Origin of the sequence: Planosporangium spinosum (assembly GCF_049999945.1) — a bacterium.
Classification (GTDB): domain Bacteria; phylum Actinomycetota; class Actinomycetes; order Mycobacteriales; family Micromonosporaceae; genus Planosporangium; species Planosporangium spinosum.
In genome coordinates, this window is the sequence record NZ_JBLYUB010000032.1 from 58672 (window position 1) to 75430 (window position 16759).

At 69.9% G+C, this 16759-nt stretch carries 13 protein-coding genes and 1 pseudogene; 12 read left to right on the forward strand and 2 right to left on the reverse strand.

The window, feature by feature from the left end; all coding sequences use genetic code 11:
* The first annotated feature begins 81 nt into the window (after positions 1 to 81).
* The 12 genes from ACNTMW_RS29840 to ACNTMW_RS29895 all read left to right on the forward strand — a co-directional run bounded on the left by ACNTMW_RS29840 (position 82) and on the right by ACNTMW_RS29895 (position 15753).
* Positions 82 to 234, forward strand: coding sequence for a hypothetical protein (locus ACNTMW_RS29840; RefSeq protein WP_426637270.1), 153 nt, complete (start codon positions 82 to 84; stop codon positions 232 to 234).
* On the forward strand, positions 231 to 1217 hold the full coding sequence (locus ACNTMW_RS29845) for a phosphotriesterase family protein (protein ID WP_426637272.1): 987 nt from the start codon (positions 231 to 233) through the stop codon (positions 1215 to 1217). The genes ACNTMW_RS29840 and ACNTMW_RS29845 overlap by 4 nt, the downstream gene beginning before the upstream one ends.
* Before the next feature lie 54 nt (positions 1218 to 1271).
* On the forward strand, positions 1272 to 2216 hold the full coding sequence (locus ACNTMW_RS29850; protein ID WP_426637273.1) for a phosphotriesterase family protein: 945 nt from the start codon (positions 1272 to 1274) through the stop codon (positions 2214 to 2216).
* Between the two features lie 12 nt (positions 2217 to 2228).
* The gene (locus ACNTMW_RS29855) at positions 2229 to 3344 is read left to right on the forward strand and encodes an FAD-dependent oxidoreductase (RefSeq protein WP_426637274.1); all 1116 of its coding nucleotides are present in this window, start codon (positions 2229 to 2231) and stop codon (positions 3342 to 3344) included.
* A 4-nt stretch (positions 3345 to 3348) separates the two neighbouring features.
* Positions 3349 to 4275: an alpha/beta hydrolase gene (locus ACNTMW_RS29860; RefSeq protein ID WP_426637276.1), complete on the forward strand. Its 927-nt coding sequence runs from the start codon at positions 3349 to 3351 to the stop codon at positions 4273 to 4275.
* Complete coding sequence (locus tag ACNTMW_RS29865; RefSeq protein ID WP_426637277.1) at positions 4272 to 5210, forward strand: MBL fold metallo-hydrolase; 939 nt, start codon at positions 4272 to 4274, stop codon at positions 5208 to 5210. The genes ACNTMW_RS29860 and ACNTMW_RS29865 overlap by 4 nt, the downstream gene beginning before the upstream one ends.
* 24 nt (positions 5211 to 5234) lie before the next feature.
* Positions 5235 to 6971 carry a CocE/NonD family hydrolase gene (locus tag ACNTMW_RS29870; RefSeq protein ID WP_426637278.1) on the forward strand — a complete coding sequence of 579 codons (1737 nt, stop codon included), beginning with the start codon at positions 5235 to 5237 and terminating at the stop codon, positions 6969 to 6971.
* Positions 6972 to 7227: 256 nt separating this feature from the next.
* Positions 7228 to 7980 (forward strand): MerR family transcriptional regulator, encoded by a 753-nt coding sequence (locus ACNTMW_RS29875; RefSeq protein ID WP_426637279.1) that lies wholly within the window; start codon positions 7228 to 7230, stop codon positions 7978 to 7980.
* Positions 7980 to 8825 carry a hypothetical protein gene (locus ACNTMW_RS29880; protein ID WP_426637280.1) on the forward strand — a complete coding sequence of 282 codons (846 nt, stop codon included), beginning with the start codon at positions 7980 to 7982 and terminating at the stop codon, positions 8823 to 8825. Before ACNTMW_RS29875 ends, ACNTMW_RS29880 begins: the two co-directional genes overlap by 1 nt.
* Positions 8826 to 9248: 423 nt before the next feature.
* The gene (locus ACNTMW_RS29885; protein ID WP_426637281.1) at positions 9249 to 9950 is read left to right on the forward strand and encodes a hypothetical protein; all 702 of its coding nucleotides are present in this window, start codon (positions 9249 to 9251) and stop codon (positions 9948 to 9950) included.
* A gap of 23 nt (positions 9951 to 9973) precedes the next feature.
* The gene (locus ACNTMW_RS29890; protein ID WP_426637282.1) at positions 9974 to 10753 is read left to right on the forward strand and encodes a HoxN/HupN/NixA family nickel/cobalt transporter; all 780 of its coding nucleotides are present in this window, start codon (positions 9974 to 9976) and stop codon (positions 10751 to 10753) included.
* Between the two features lie 14 nt (positions 10754 to 10767).
* Positions 10768 to 15753 (forward strand): carbohydrate-binding protein, encoded by a 4986-nt coding sequence (locus ACNTMW_RS29895; RefSeq protein WP_426637283.1) that lies wholly within the window; start codon positions 10768 to 10770, stop codon positions 15751 to 15753.
* Positions 15754 to 15896: 143 nt separating this feature from the next.
* Here the strand turns inward: ACNTMW_RS29895 and ACNTMW_RS29900 are convergent, their stop codons facing one another.
* Both ACNTMW_RS29900 and ACNTMW_RS29905 read right to left on the reverse strand, forming a co-directional pair.
* Positions 15897 to 16385, reverse strand: coding sequence for a hypothetical protein (locus ACNTMW_RS29900; protein WP_426637284.1), 489 nt, complete (start codon positions 16383 to 16385; stop codon positions 15897 to 15899).
* A gap of 71 nt (positions 16386 to 16456) precedes the next feature.
* Positions 16457 to 16759 (reverse strand): annotated as a pseudogene (locus ACNTMW_RS29905) (NDP-hexose 4-ketoreductase); the annotation flags it as partial.

The window sequence follows — 16759 nt, forward strand, 5'->3', positions numbered from 1 at the left end:
GTTTACGGTGGCGGGCACTGGGGTGACCTGAGTCACCCCAGGCACCTCCCCGCCGTCCACCACCCCTCCCGAAGACCCCCCATGACCTGTCTCGTCGGCGTCGACATCGGCGGCACCTTCACCGACGCCGTCCTCCTCGACGACGCCGGGACCGCTTGCGATGCCGAGGTGGACCATCGTCCACAGCGCGCCAGGCCGCGCTGGCATGACGCCGACGAAAGGAAGTGCCAATGACGGGCGCACAGACTGCCGAGAGCAACACCGTCAACACCGTCCTCGGTCCCGTTCCCGCTGACAGGTTGGGGGTCGTCTCGGTCCACGAGACTCTGCTGTCGGTGGTTCCGGGGGCCGAGCACGCGTTCGACATCACCATCGACCGCGCGGAGATCTTCGAGACCCTGGCGGGGAAGCTCAGGGACTTCCGCGACCGCGGCGGGAGCACGATCGTCGACAGCACCGGCATGTTCCACGGCCGTGACGTGAAGCTGTACGAGGCGCTCTCGCGCTCGACCGGCGTGCACATCGTGGCGTCGACAGGCATGGGTCCAGAGGAGATGCTCGGCGGTTACTTTCTGACGCCGCAGACCAACCCCCCGACGCCGTGGCCGGCCGAGAAGTTCGCCGATCTCTTCACCAAGGAGATCACCGAGGGCATGGTGGTCCCCCGTGTGGAGCGGCGGGGTACCGCGGGCCTCGTGGCCACCGCCGCGAATCACGAGGGCATGACGGCCACCGAGGAGAGTCTCTTCCGCGGTGCGGCCCGCGCCGCCCTGACCACCGGTGTCCCGGTCTCCATCCGCTACGGCAACGACGCCGTGCACGACCTCGAGATCGTTCTGGACGAGAAGTTGCCGGCCGACCGCGTCGTCGTCGGCGGGCTCGACCGCAAGGACGCGGTCGCCGCCGGCGCGCCCCTCGAGATCGCCCGCCGCGGAGCCTTCGTCGCCCTGGACCACGTGGGCCTGGACGACGACGACCACGTTACCGACCGCGAGCGTGCCGCCCTGGTGATCGAGCTGGTCAAGGCCGGCCACGGGAACCGGATCCTGCTCTCGAGCAACGCGATCGGCAAGGCCTTGGGCCAGCCCGACTACGACCTGCCGTACAGCTACGTCCTGTCGACGTTCGTCCCCTTCCTCACGTCACAGGGGCTCAGCGACTCCGACGTCCAGCGCATCCTGGTGGACAACCCGCGCGAACTGCTGTCGGTGCGCTGACCACGCGACGGCCATCAAGCTTCGTCTTTCCTGAAGGGGAGTGTTGTGTCGAGAGTGAACACGGTTCTGGGACCGGTCCCGAGCGAGGAGCTGGGGATCGTGGCCGTCCACGAGCACATCGGGTACGGCATGCCCGGCTCCGAGCTGGACACGAGGTGGTGGAAGACCCCCGAGGAGCGTTACGAGGAGACCGTCCCGAAGCTGCGCCAGTTCCATGAGTACGGCGGTGGCACCTTCGTCGATGCGACCGGCATCTGCAACGGTCGTGACGTCGACTACTACAAGTCGCTGTCCGCGAAGACCGGGGTCCACATCGTCGCCTGCACCGGCTTCGTCGGCGGCGACACCGCGCTGCCGCACTTCGCCCGGGCGAGCGTCGACTACCTGACCCGGCAGTTCGTCCACGAGATCACCGTCGGCATCGGCGACACCGGCAGCAAGGCCGGCGTCATCAAGGTCGGCGTGAGCCGCGGTGGCCGCATGACCGAGCTGGACAAGCGCATCTACCGCGCCGCCGCCCGCGCCGCCGTCGCCACAGGGGTGCCGATCCTGACCCACCTGGCCATCGACCCCGAGCCGGCCGTTGCCATCTTCGGGGAGGAGGGCCTGCCGCTGGACCGGGTGCTCTTCGGCCACGCCGACGACGGCCTGAACGCGCCGATCACCCCGCACCACTGGATCCTCGAGCAGGGCGGTCGCATCGGCTTCGACACCTTCGGCTACGAGACCGAACTGCCCGACCCGCCGTTCTGGGCCCGCCCCCGCAAGGAGCGCCTGGACCACTTCCTGAGCCTGCTCGGCGAGGGCCACCTCGCCAAGCTCCTCGTCTCGGCCGATGCCAACTGCAGCCCGCTGGGCTGGCCCGGCGTCAAGGGCCACACCGTCAACTACCTCTTCGAGACCTTCGTCCCCGACCTGCGCGCGGCCGGCGTGGACGACGCCACGATCACGACCCTCCTGGTCGACAACCCCGCCGACTTCCTGACCATCCGGAACTGAGAGAGAAGAACCATGGACATCAAGGACCTGAAGATCGCCATCGTCGGCGCCGGGTACGGCGGCGCCGCGGTTGCCAAGGCCCTGAGCCTGCTCGGTGCCGACGTCACCGTGTACGAGCAGGCGAACCAGATCCGGGAGGTCGGCGCCGGCATCGGTCTGCGTCCTTCCACCATGGACCGGTTCCGCCAGTGGGGCATCTTCGACGCGATCGCGAAGGTGAGCTCGCCGAGCGACTACTTCGAGATCCTCACCGCCACCGGTGGGCCGATCATGAAGGAGGCGTGGCCGGGCATGGACGACTACGAGGTCAAGACCCACACCCGCCTGATCCACCGCGGCGACTTCATCGACGCGCTGCTGGGGGTGCTGCCCGCGGGCATGGTGCGCCTCGGGCACAAGCTGGAGACCGTCACCGACCGGGGCGAGCGTGCCGTCCTCACCTTCGCCAACGGCGAGACGGTCGAGGCTGACCTGGTCGTCGGTGCCGACGGCATCAAGTCCGAGGTGCGCCGGCAGCTGTTCAGCGACCAGGGCCCGGTGTTCTCCGGTGAGCGCGCCTACCGCGTGGTGATCCCCGCCGACGACGCCTACGGGACGGTCGTCGACGACAACCTGCGGATGTACATCGGCCGGGGCACGAAGGTCTACCTGCTGCCGCTGCGCCACCGCAACGGGTTGTCGTTCGACATCACCGCCCTGTGCCCGGACGGCACCTGGTCGCCGCAGGTCACCAAGGACGAGCTCCTGGCGACGGTGGAGGGCTTCGACGAGCGCATCGTGAACATCGCGCGTGACCTGGACATGGACGCCGTCAACATCCGCGCCGTCTACGACATCGACCCGGTCGACACGTGGCACACCGACTCGGTCGCCCTGCTCGGGGACGCCGCGCACGCGATGCTGCACCACCAGGGCCAGGGCGCGAACTCGGCGATCATGGACGCCGGCGCCCTCGCCGACGCCCTGCGCGACGCGGACTCCGTTCCGGAGGCACTCGCCTCGTACCAGGCAACCCGCAAGCCCGTCACGGACGAGTTGCAGCGCATCTCGCGCCAGGGCTGGAGCGAGGACGAGGTCAACGACGTCTTCCCCGGGCAGAAGCCCGCCTCCCAACAGCCGAAGGCCTGACGCCATGCCGCTGCATCCCGAGATCGCCAAGGTGCTCGCCACCCTGCCGGCCCCGCCCGACGGTCCGCTCGACCCGGTGGTCATGCGCGCCGCCGAGGAGGCCCAGGTCCCTGCGGCCGAGGAGTGCCTGCCGCTCCACGCGGTCGAGGACACCACGGCGCGGACTCCGGCGGGCGAGGTCCCCGTGCGGATCTACACGCCGGTCGACGCCGAGGCGTACGGCCTGCTGGTGTACTTCCACGGCGGCGCCTTCTTCCTCGGCAGCCTGGACACCCACGACCACGTCGCGCGGTCCCTGGCCAAGGAGACCGGGCTCAAGGTCGTCTCCGTCGGCTACCGCCGGGCGCCCGAGGCCGCCTACCCGGCCGGCCTCCAGGACTGCTACTCGGTCGTCCGGTGGGCCGCCGAGAACGGCGAGCGCCTCGCCTGGGACGGTGCCACTCTCGCCATCGCCGGTGACAGCTCCGGTGGCACCTTCGTCGCCGCCGTCGCCGCGATGGCCCACGACGACGGGTTCGACCGCATCACCCACCAGGTCCTCTTCTACCCGTCGCTCGATCTCGACTTCGACGTCGACCGCTACGCCTCGCTGCGCGAGAACGCCGTGGGCTACGGCCTGGAGACGGCCGGGCTGAAGCCCTTCAACGCCTTCTACCTCGACAGCGGCGCCGACCCCGCCGATCCGCTGGTCTCGCCGATCAAGCGGGCCGACCTCGCCGGGCTGCCGCCCGCGCTGATCGTGACCGCGGAGTACGACCCGCTGCGTGACGAGGGCGAACTCTACGGCCAGCGCCTCAGACGGGCCGGAGTCGACGCCACGGTGAGTCGCTACGCGGGCGCCGGCCACGGATTCGTGCAGCACTTCTCCTGGATCCCGGCGTACCACCGGGTCTTCGCGGAGACGGCCGCCTTCCTGCGGGGCGAGTCATGACGCCCGTGAACGTGCACCCCCTGGTCTCGCCGTGGGGTCGGTTCGGTCTCTACAGCTTCTTCATCGACGCCCCCGCGCCGGCCATCGTCGACACCGGGATCGCCTCCTCGCCCGCCGAGGGCATGGCCGGAGCGCTCGAGGCCATCGGGCGCCGCATCGAGGACGTCCGCTGGATCCTGCTGACCCACGGCCACATCGACCACGTCGGCGGCGCCTACGCGCTGTGGGAACTCACCGGCCGGCGGGCGAAGGTGGTCATCCACGAGGCCGACGCCCCGATGCTGCGCTCGCGCCGGGCGCACGTGGACGAGTACCTCCACGGCCGGGGGCGGTACCTGAACGACCCCGAGGGCGAGGCGAAGGTGACGGCCGCGACCAATGCCGTCATTTCCGGCGAGATGGAGCCGACCATGCTGCTCACCGGCGGCGAGACCCTCTCGCTCGGCGGCGACGTCACCGTCTCCGTCCACTCGATCCCAGGCCACACGCCCGGATCGGTGGCCTATGTGATCGACGGCCAGCGGTCGGTGTTCGTCGGCGACGCCGTCCAGGTCCACGGGGCCGCCAACGGCTTCCCCGGCTACACCGATCCGGTCGCGTACCGCGCCAGCCTGCGGTACCTGCGCGACGAGATCCGTCCGCGGCACCTGTACCTCGGGCATCCGTACCGTCGCGCGGACGGCGCGCCGTACGGCGTCGAGCTCGACGCCGACCAGGCTCTCCAGGCGCTCCAGGGCAGCCTCGACGTCGAGGCCGGGGTCAGCGAAGCGGCCTGCCGCTGCCTTCAGGACGGCCTGCGGGAGACGGACTCGCCGTACTCCCCGTTCGCCCCGGTCGCCGAGCGGCTCGGCTACACCGGCGACCCCACGCTCGAGCCGTCGCCGTTCTTCACGTCGATGCACGGCTACCGCACGCGCTTCAACCAGAACTCGTGACAGTGGACAAGGAACTTCGCACTGATGGCTGACTTCCAGACGATCGAGGCGGGCGAGCAGACGATCGCCGTCCGCAAGGACCTGCGGGTACCGATGCGCGACGGGGTCACCCTCGCCGTGGACGCCTACCACGGCATCCAGGACAAGCCGCGGCCGGCCCTGATCGCGATGAGCGCCTACGGCAAGGAGCTGCAGGCCCTCGCCCTCACCACGCCGCCGCAGCGTCGCCCCAGCCCGATGTGGGACGGCTGTATCGAGGCCGGTGACATCGCTCGCGTCGTCAAGGAGGACTACGTCCACGTCATCGGTGACATGCGCGGCACGGGTTACTCCGACGGCGTGATGATCGGCAACTACAACTTCGGTGGCGTTTCCCAGGGCCAGGACCTGTACGACCTCATCGAGTGGGTCGCTGCGCAGCCGTGGTGTGACGGAAACGTCGGCATGATCGGCATCTCCTACTTCGGGTCGATGCAGGTGCTCGCCGCGGCCGAGCGGCCGCCACACCTGAAGGCGATCTTCGTCAGCGGCGGCCACTTCGACTTCTACGAGACCACCTACCACGGCGGCATCATGTGGTTCATGCCGCGGGCCGCCCGCGAGGGGCGCGGTGGCGACTCCGGCATCGCGCACACCTGCGTCAAGTCCCGCATGCAGGAGGTCCACTCCCCGGAGGAGCTCAAGAAGCTCGTCGACGAGCGCCTGGCGGACCCGGACGTGGCCGCGTGGCCGAACCTCGTGCACGTGCTGAAGTACCCGAAGAACCGCGAGTTCTGGTTCGACATCGTGATGAACAACCTCGACGGGGAGTGGTACGAGGAGCGCAACCCCATCACGCTGGCCGAAAACATCGACATCCCGGTCTATCTGCAGATCGACCAGGGACGCGGCTGGACCGTGGACGGCCACATCGAGCTGTTCAACGTGCTGAAGGGTCCCAAGAAGCTGGACATCGGCTCCTACCCGCCGATGCAGTCGCGCCCCTGGGTCGAGGAGCACGACAAGATGTTCCGCTGGTACGAGTACTGGCTCAAGGGCATCGACAACGGCATCATGGACGAGCCGGCCGTGAGCGTCTTCGTCGAGGGCTCGCGTGAGGTGGTCACCGCCGAGCAGTGGCCACCGACGGCGATCGAGTACAAGCCGCTGTACCTGCGCCCGCGCCACAAGCTCTCCTCGGAGCCTGAGCTGATGGGCGCGGAGCACGCCGCCCCCGACGGCTTCTACCAGGCACCGCTGACGGTGACCGACAAGGTGGCGACTGTCAGCTGGAGCACCGAGCCGTTCGAGGAGCCCACGGAGCTCATCGGCACCGGTGCGGCGCACCTGTTCGCCGAGATCGACACCGACGACACGAATTTCATCATGCGGATGTGGGACGTCGCCCCGAACGGAAACCGCCAGCTGATCACCACCGGCTTCCTCAAGGCATCGCACCGCGAGTTGGACGACCGGACGACCGAGGGCAACCCGTACCACCCGCACACCCGTGCCGTGCCGGTGGAGCCCGGGAAGATCGAGGAGTACGTCCTGCGGCTCTATCCGTTCGCGGCGACGTTCAACCCCGGCCACCGTCTGGTGGTGGAGCTGTCCAACGACGAACCGCTGGCCGATGCGCACAACGCGCTGCTGCCGCCGGACGCGTTCCACCTGCCGGTGGGTCGCCCCGTCACCCACAAGATCTATCGCGACGCCACCCACCAGTCCCGGCTCGTGCTGCCCTTCACGACGCGCAGGGATGAGGACAAGGAGCGCGACTGACCTCGTCTGGTCGCCCGGATGTGACGGAGCTGTCCGATGACCGGGAGTGTCCGGTCAGGTGTTCTGTCCAGGGCGTTGGCAGTGCGGTGGAGATCTGGACATAGGTGAGGGCCTCCGGGTGGGGTGGAGCTTGTCGAAGGTTCACCCCACCCGGAGGTCCTCGCGGTCCACCGTCATGCTCCGCCGTCCGAAACCGGCAGACTGCGCCGGCGACCTCGCTTGACCTTGTCGTAACGTCAGCGTTTCTACTGGGTCCATGCGGATCGGCGAACTCGCGGCGCTGGTAGGGGTGTCCACCCGTACCGTGCGCCACTACCACCATCTGGGGCTGCTCCCCGAGCCTGAGCGGTTGCTCAACGGGTACCGGGAGTACCGGCTGCGGGACGCGGTACTGCTGGCCCGCGTGCGCCGGCTGGCCGAGCTGGGGCTGTCGCTGGACGAGATCCGTGACGTGCTCGCCGACGACCAGGGCCGCGAGCTGCGGGAGGTGCTTCTGGAGCTGGACGCCGACCTGGCCCGGCAGCAGGAGGCGATCGGCGCCCGGCGGGACCGGCTGGCGGCGCTGCTGGCCGAGGCGGAGCTGCATCCCGACTCGACGGTGTCGTCCGAGCTGGCGGCGGTGCTGCGTGACCTGCCCACCGGGGACTCGACGTTCGGTGCGTTCGACCGCGATCTGCTGACGTTGATCGACACCGGAGCCGCCCCGGTCGACCGCGCGGCGTTCGCCGATCTGCTCCGCCCGCTCACCGCGCCCGAGGTGATCGAACGGGGCCGCGCCATCTACGCGCGGTTGGATGAGCTCGCCGGCACCGACCCGGGTGATCCCCGCGTCGCCGCGCTCGCCGCTGACCTCGCCGCTCACCTTCCCGAACAGCTGGCGTCGGCGATGCTCGCCAGCCTTGACCACCCCGACACCGGTCAATGGCTGGAGACGATGGCGAAGGAACTGTCGGCGGCGCAGGTCGAGGCATTCCGGTTGACGCTGATCCTGTTGAAGGAGCGCGTGTGATGCTCAGGGCCGCGCGTGCCGCACTGTTGACCATGGTCCCCGCGGAGCTGTTGCTTCGGCTCCTACCGGTGTCCGGCGTGCCGCTGCCCGGCCCACTGGTCGCGGTCGCGAACGTGGCTGCCCTCGCGTTGCTGGCGGTGCAGGCCGTGGTCGGGTACCGGCAGTTCCGGGACCAGCGCCGCGGTGGTGCGGGTCGCGGTACCGCGCTGCGGGCGGTCTACGGCCAATTCGTGCCGGAACCCGTACGGCGGATCATGGGGTTCGATCTGAAAGGCATGGTCAGCCTCGTCCTGTGGGCGACGCGCCGCCGCCACGGGGTGCCGTCGGACGCGACCGCCGTGTCCTACTCCGGTGCCCAGTCGTCCACAATGGTGGTATTCCTGGTCCTGGCGGTGGCGGAGCTCGTGGCGGTGGAGGCCGTTCTGCGGGCGATCGGCGCACCGGCGGGCCTGCGTACGGTGTTGCTGCTGGTCGACGGCTACGGGATTCTGATCATGCTCTCGATCATCGCGGCCTGCATCACCCGGCCCCATGTCGTGTCCGCCGACGAGGTCCGCATCCGCTACGGCGCGTTCTTCGACCTGCGGGTGCCCCGTGAGCAGATCGCCGAGGTGCGGCGGATCCGCAACTACAACGAGAGCGGCGCGGTCAAGGTAAACGACGAACGGCTCGCCGTCGCCGTGTCCGCCCAGACCAACGTGCTTCTTGAACTGACCGGCCCGGTCACCGTCGTCCGGCCGCTGGGCCGGCGCTGCCAGGTCCGCACGATCCGCTTCTTCGCCGACGACCCGGCAGCGGCGATCAACGCGCTGCACCTCCACCGCGAGTACAGTCCGAAGCTTTAGGCGAGGCGGAGAACCCGCGGGTGTCGCCCGGCTCGGCCCGGACCACCGCTGCGGTGATCGGTCTTGGCGCGCCGCTTCGACGCCTGTCTCGCGGTCCGCACCGACCTGATCGGCGACCGGCTGCCCGTCGTGCCTGGACACGACCCCGCCCCGCCAGCCGCTGGTGATCATCACCGCAGGACCGAACCATAGGGGACGTCTCCCGGAGCATCGCAGCGCGGCCACCGCGCGGGCGGACCGGGCGGCCCAGGCGCCGCTGCCGCCCGTACGGTGTGGCGTCGCGCTGATTGATCAACTAACTGTTCACGCCGACGTTCCCCGCGGATGACCTGGGAAATCCTGGGCGTTCTCGTCTGCTCGACAGAATCAGGCGCCGATCGCGTCCTGGCTCGGCACAGTACCGACAGATCCGGAGCATCATCCTTGGCACCACACGGACGTCGTCGCCGTGGCCCGGCGAGCGCCCTCGCGCTGGTGGCGTTCGCCGCGACCATGCTCGCCATGCCCACGCCCGCGGAAGCACACCCGTTCGGCGATCCACAGACCGTCGCCATCGCACCCGACCGGGACCGCCCCGCGGTCGTACACGTGCGGTGGAAGGTCGGCGGCCTCGACGACCTGACCGTGCTCGGGGTCGCGCTGGGCCTGCTGCCGCAGGACCGCGTCATGCTCGACGGCGCGGTCTTCTTCCGGGATTCGGACGCCGCGACGATCGGCCCGTCCGGCGCGTTCGCGGCCTACCTGCTGAAGCAGATCACGGTTGCCAGCGGCGGACGGACGTGTACCGGTTCCGTCGATCCGCCGGGCGACCTCGCCAGGACCGGGGTGACCATCGACTACACGTGCCCCGCGCCGGTCGGCACGGTCACGGTCGCGGTGCGGACGTTGACCGACCTCAACCCGGCGTACCAGACGCTGGCCACCGGTCCCGGCGGCGAACGCGCGGTGTACCGGTCGGGTCAGTACTCCCACGACTGGGCACTCGGCGACGCGTCGGCGGCGGGCGGCACGAACCTCGGCCGCGGCGCCGCCGTCCAGATCGCCGCCGTGATCGGCGGCGGCCTGCTCGTCGCGGTCGCCGCGCTGGCGCTGTCGCGGCGGATGAGGCGGCGGGCCGCATCATGACGGCAGGGGTCGTCGTCGGAGCCGTGTCCGTTGCGGACCGGCTGCAGGGCTTCATCCACTCGCCAGGCGTGCCGCCGCTGGCGTTCGTGCTCGCGTTCGTGGCCGGCGCCGCCCACGCGGTGGCACCGGGGCACGGCAAGAGCCTGGCCGCGGCCTACCTCGTCGGGGCGCGTGGCAGGATCCGCGACGCCGCCTGGCTGGGCGGCTCGGTCGCGGTCATGCACACGCTCTCGGTGCTGGTGATCGGCGTGGCGTGGACGTTCCTGTCGCTGTCGGACGTCGTCCGGATGGAAGAGCTCACGAGCTGGCTGCAGCTGGGCGCCGGCCTGCTCGTCCTGGTCACCGGCCTCTGGCTGGTACGCAGGCACCTCCGCGTCGCCCACCGCGGACACCACGCGCACGGTCACGACCACGCGCATGACCACCACGCGCACGGTCACGACCACGCGCACGGTCACGACCACGGCGGCGGCAAGCGGCCCGGCCTGCTCATGCTCGGCATCTCCGGCGGCCTCACACCGTCGCCGGCCGCCTTCCTCGTGCTGGCGGGCGGGCTGTTCATCGGACGCGCCGGCTTCGCCCTGCTGCTGGTCGCAACGTTCGGCGTCGGTATGGCCGTCGTGCTGTTCGGCGTCGGCGTCCTCGCGGTCGCCGGCAGCTCGGTGATCGTCCGCGGTGGCCAGTCGCGCGCCGTCCTGCACCTGGCCACCCGGGTGGCCCCCGTACTCGCCGCCGCCGGCATCACGCTGTTCGGCGTCGGCATCGTCGCGGTCGCCGCGATAAACCTCATCGCTATCAGCTAAGGAGACCCCGGAGAATGACGCACCGACCACGGCGCATGGGGAGACCGCGGGCACACGTGCTCGCGTCCATGCTCGCCGTCGCGCTCGTCGGCGGATTGACCGCCGCGATCGCGCCTACCGCGGCGAGTGCGGAGAACGCGCCGCCGGCCACCGGCGGCGCGCCGTTACTCAACCTGAGTGACGGACAGACCCTGGAGGGCACGGTCAAGGTCAACGCCGAACCGACCATCGAGAACGACTCGGTCGTAACGCTTTCGGTCGACGGCCGTGCCGTCGACGCCAAGCAGACCGCGGGCACCGCACACTTCGGCTTCGACATGGGCGGGAACGGCACCGAGGCGCGGTACCACAACTACATCACGGTCAACGACCACACCGCCGAGGCCGACCGCGTCTACTTCCCCGACATCCCCGGCGGGCAGGTCGGCAACCTCGACGTCCCCGGCAACTGGCTGCACCCCGGCGTCAACACGGTCACCGTCCACGCCGGATGGAACTGGGTGGACACCACCAACACCGGTGCCGCCGGTGTGGAGCAGTTGCCCAACGGGGAGGGCCTGCGCTGCCCCAACTACGACGATTTCGCGCTGAGCAGCCTCAGCCTGAGCCTGCTCGGTGTCGTGGCCGACGGCGAGCAGAACAACTTCAGCTACACCTTCGGCGACGGCACCTGCGGCAGCTCACCGAGGCTGTTGAAGCAGGACCTGACCTTCGTCATCTCCGGCCAGCCCGGCAGCACCGCGGGGCTGGCCGCCGACCTGGACACCGCCGCGCTGGCCAACGGCACCCACATCGTCGCCGCGACCACGAAGTCGGGTGCCACGACCCGCGCCACCGTCGGTGTCAACAACGCACCCGCCGGCGCGCCGAAGGTGACCCCGACCGACGGCGCCGTCGTCCGCGGTACGCAGTCGGTGCTCGCCGCCCTGCCGAACGGCAGCGCCGGCACCGTCGATTCGCTGGCCATCGACGACAAGCCCGCCGAGAACGCCGAGACGCTCGCCGCCGGTACCGCTACCCTCGGCTTCACGGTCGAGGCGGGCAACTCGGTCGAGGCGAGGTACCACAACTACCTGCTGGTCAACGGTAACCGCGTCGACCTCGGCGGCGACTACGGCGTCAACGGCGCGGAGAACGTGACGCTCAGGTTCCCCAACCGGTACCTGCACCTCGGCGACAACGTCATTCAGGTCAGGACCGGCGACTACAACGGCACCCTGAACGGCAAGACCTGCCCGAACCACGACGACTTCAAGATCACCCGCAGCTCGGCCAACCTCGCGATCAGCACGGCCGGGACGGTGACCGCGGGCACGACGTACATCATCACCACCGACGGCACCACCGTGACGAAGGCCGCGACCACCGCCGCCTCGCTCGCGCTGGGCGACGGCACCTGCGGCCCCAACAAGGACGCCGAGTTCCACTTCGACATCGCCGGGGCGCCGACCACGCGCACGATCGACACCCTCGGCGCCGGCGGCGACGCCCACCTGCGGGTGTTCGTCGGCGGCAACGGCGCCGACAACGGGTACGACAACAAGGTGCTGATCAACGGCATCCCGCTGGACCTCGGCATCTGGGAGAAGGAGACCGCGGACCTCTCGTTCCCGAACGAGTGGCTCGTGCCGGGCGTCAACGTCGTCGAGTTCGTCGCCGGTAGCGATCACGGCAGCGCCAAGCCGGGTGGCTGCGACAACTACGATGACTACACGCTGCGGGACTTCCAACTCGTCCCCGTGGGCGCGAAGGCGAAGCAGCTCACCAAGGAGATCGCCGGGACCACCGTCACGATCGGGTCGGCGAGCTACCCCGTGGGCCAGCAGGTGACCGTGTACATCGGCGACGGAACCTGCGGCAGCAGCTACAACGCCACGCTGAACAAGACGATCCTGTTCGACGTCGCGGGCGACGACGGCGCCGCCCTGCCGGCGCTCGGGCGGCGGGCGGACGTCGACACCACCCACCTGTCGGACGGCGCGCACCGCATCGCGGCGGTCGTCGCGGGCTTGACGTCGACCCGTCAGTTCACCATCGACAACACCGCGCCCGAGATCGAGAGCAGCGTCCCGGCCGAGGGCCAGAAGCTGACCTCGACCGTGGCGCTCGTCGTCAAGGTCAAGGATGCCTCGGGCGTCGTCGGCAAGCCGACGATCACGCTGGACGGCAAGGCGGTCGCCCAGGGCGACCAGCTCGGCCACGGCCTGCCCGCCGGCGCACACACGATCGCCGTCACCGCGACCGACACCCTGGGCAACACGGCCACCCGGGAGATCCACTTCACCAGCGCGAACATCCCGGACGTACCGACCGACCTCAACGCGACCGTGACCGGCGCCAACGCACCGTCGGCCGCACTGTCGGCCAAGGTTCCCGGCGCGGACGGCGTACCGCTGACCGCCACGTTCACCAAGGCCGACGTCGTCCTTCCGTCCGCCGGCTACCAGGGCGAGGCGACGGCGGTGCCGACCACGCTCGACGTCGCGCACGACGCGAACGTCAAGCTCGACTCGCTGCGCCCGCTCGACGGCCAGACCATTGACACGCCGTCCGGGCGGGACGTGGTGTTCCAGCGGTACGACCTCACCGTCGGCACCGCCGCGACGCCGACCCTGCGCTGGGAGGGCACCATCGACCCCGAGCGGGTCGTGGCGCTGCGCGTGTGGGACCCCGCGAACAAGAAGTGGGTCGTGCTTACCAGCTCCCGCGGCCAGGCCGGGCGCAACACCGTGCTGGCCGCGCAGCTCGACGGCGGGTACCGCGATGGCGGCACCGTGCACGTTCTGGTCACCGGCGAGGACCCGTTCGCCGACGACCTGTCGCCGCGCGACTCGTCCGCGCAGAAGGACAAGGACCACCTCGAGGACCCCAGCTCGTACGACTTCGCGATCGCGCACTTCACCGACACGCAGTACCTCACCGAGGGCGCGGCTGGCGGCACGTACGACAACTGGAACGGCAAGAAGGAGCCCTCCGACGTCGAGACCGCCGAGGAGCAGGCGATCTGGGCGGCGGCGTACCGCGGCACTACGCAGTGGATCGCCGACAACGCGGCGGGCCGCAAGATCGCGTACACCGCGCACACCGGCGACGTCATCGAGAACGACTACTACGACCCGCTCGCCAAGAATCCGGACGGCACGCTGCAGCGCCCGGGCCTGAACGAGGAGGTCGACAAGGAGCTCGCGGCCGCGTCGGGCTACCAGAAGATCCTCGACGACAAGGGCGTCGTCAACCAGGTCATCGCCGGTAACCACGACAACCAGCTGGGCGCCGAGACCGGACCGAACTCCCGGTTCAGCAAGACGTTCAGCGCCGACCGGTACCACCAGGTGGCGAAGTCGTGGCCCGCCGGAACCGAGTACCACGCGTGGGACGAGCAGATCAACGCCGACGGCACCGTGACGCCCGGCAAGGACAACCAGAACAACTATGTCCTGTTCTCCGCCGGCGGCCTGGACTTCGTCGCGGTCGGACTGTCGTACGGCGTCACGCCGCAGGAGGCCAAGTGGGCCGACTCGATCTTCAAGCGGTACAAGGACCGTAACGGGATCCTGCTGTCGCACGACTACCTTAAGCCGTCGACCAACCCCGACGGTCGTGGCGCGGCTCTGTCCGCCCCGGATGGCTCACCGCTGTACAAGCAGGTCGTGGAGGCCAACCCGAACGTCTTCCTGGTCCTCGCCGGCCACGAGCACGGCGTGGGCACCAACGTCAAGTCGAACGTCGGCGCGACCGTGACCCACGACGTCGTCGAACTGCTGGCCGACTACCAGTTCTACACGGTGTCGGCCGGTGAACTGTGGCCCAAGCTGGTCGACACAGGCGGCAACATCGACCTCAACGGCGACGGTACCCCGGACCACAAGGCAGGCGACCGCCTCCAGTTCGGCGCGAGCTTCCTGCGCCTGCTGCAGTTCGACGTCAAACGCTCCGTGGTGCACATTGACACGTACTCGCCGTTCCTCGACAACTACGGGGCGACCGAGTACGACATCCGCGCCGACGGCAGCCAGACCAAGCCGCGGTACAACGGCGCGGAGGACAACCTGACGCTGCCGGTCGACCTCACCAGCCGCAAGACCTCCTTCTCCACCGACTCGCTGGCCGCGTACGTGCCGGCCGGCACCATCGGTACGGACAAGGTGACGGCGAACGGGACGGCCACGGTGACCTGGTCCGGGCTCGCACCGGGCACGTCGTACGGCTGGATCGTCGAGGCGAAGAGTGCCGACGGCGGCGTGGCGGTGGCGCAGCCGACCGTCTTCCGCACTCCCAAGGGCGAGCCGACCGTGACGGCGACGTCCACGCCGACCGACTGGGGCACGGCGGCGACGGTGACCGTCAAGGTCGCCGCGGGCAGTGTGCCGGCGACGGGCACTGTGGAACTGCGTGAGGGAACCGCGGTACGCGGTTCGGCCACGCTGGCCGACGGCAGCGCGACCTTCCCGCTCCCGGCGGGCCTGGCGGCCGGCAGCCACGCGCTGACCGCGTCGTACTCGGGGAGCGACTCCCTCAAGCCGGCCCAGGGCAGCGTCACGGTGACGGTGAACCTGCCGCCGGCGTGGAACTCGTCGACCCAGTACAAGGTCGGCGCCAAGGTCAGCTACCAGGGCAAGCCGTACCTCTCCGCCTGGACGAGCAAGAACCAGAAGCCGGGCGACCCGAACGGCGCGTGGCAGGAGCTGGCCATGACCGAGGACGGCGCCACGATGTGGACGGCGTCGCGGATTTTCAACGCCGGTGACGTCGTGGTCTACCAGGACAAGACGTTCCGGGCCCGCTGGTACACCCGCAACCAGGCGCCCGGTGACCCCAACGGCGCCTGGGAGGAGATCGCGCCGCCGGGGCCGGACAACAGCCCGGCGGCCTGGACACCGACCACGGTGTACAACAAGGGCGACCGGGTGACGTACCAGGGCCACGGGTACGAGGCCAAGTGGTACAGCCGCAACCAGGCACCGGGTGACCCCAACGGGCCCTGGAAGTTGATCAGCTAGCGGTACCACCGGCACCGGCCGGGACCACACGGTCCCGGCCGGTGTCGTTTCCCGCCGGCGGAAGCGGCACCTGGCGCGGAATCACCGGATGGGACTCCGGACGTACCCGAACGTCAGGCCGATCGGTTACCCGGTGAGAACCGCTACGCGGTGTGGCGGAGCTCCTCGCGGACAGTGGCCTTCGCGAACCGTTCAATCAGCCAGGTACCAGCGGCCAGGGCAGCGGCTACCGGCCACTCGACCACCCCCAGGACTGCGGCACCGACCAGGCCGCCCAGCCAGAGGACATGGGCGAGGCCCGGCCGGCCGGTGCGCGGCAGGGACAGTGGGATGCGGGCACCGATGACGGGAAGTCTGATTCCCCGGCCTCCGTTCGGGCCGGGCGCTGACGCGATCTTCTCCTTCTCGGCTGGCCGTTCCCGTGACGGTACGGGCTGCGGAGGTGGCTGCTGGGGTGCCGACGCGCTGCCTCGGCGGCCTTCGATGTCCTGCTGGAGAGTCGGTTCCGTCGTGGATTCCGGTTCACGACGTGTCGCCGGTTGGCGCTTCTGGGCCGCGGCACGCTGCCGGGTGGGTGCCGCCGTGCGCTTGCGGGCGGTTCGGGCGCCCGGCGTCGTGGTCTGTGTGGTCATCGCTTCTCCTCCCCGCACCGAGTTCGGCTCGGCGTGTGTCTGCGATGGATGGTTCCGCCGGTCGTCGCCGGTCACCGGCTGTGTGGCTGGGGTCTGCTGCGGTGGGTGTCGGTGAGGTCGGCCGGGACCGCGTCGGGCACCAGCGCCGGCTTGTCCGCACCGTGGAACACCAGCTTGGCGTGCTCGATGTCGGTCGGGTCGCCCTCGCAGTCGACGAGGACGATCTGGCCGGGCCGCAGCTCGCCCCACAGGATCCGCTCGGACAGGTTGTCCTCGATCTCGCGCTGGATCGTCCGGCGCAGCGGCCGGGCGCCCAGCACCGGGTCGTAACCCTTCTTCGCGAGGAGCCGCTTGGCGTTGTCGGTCAACTCCAG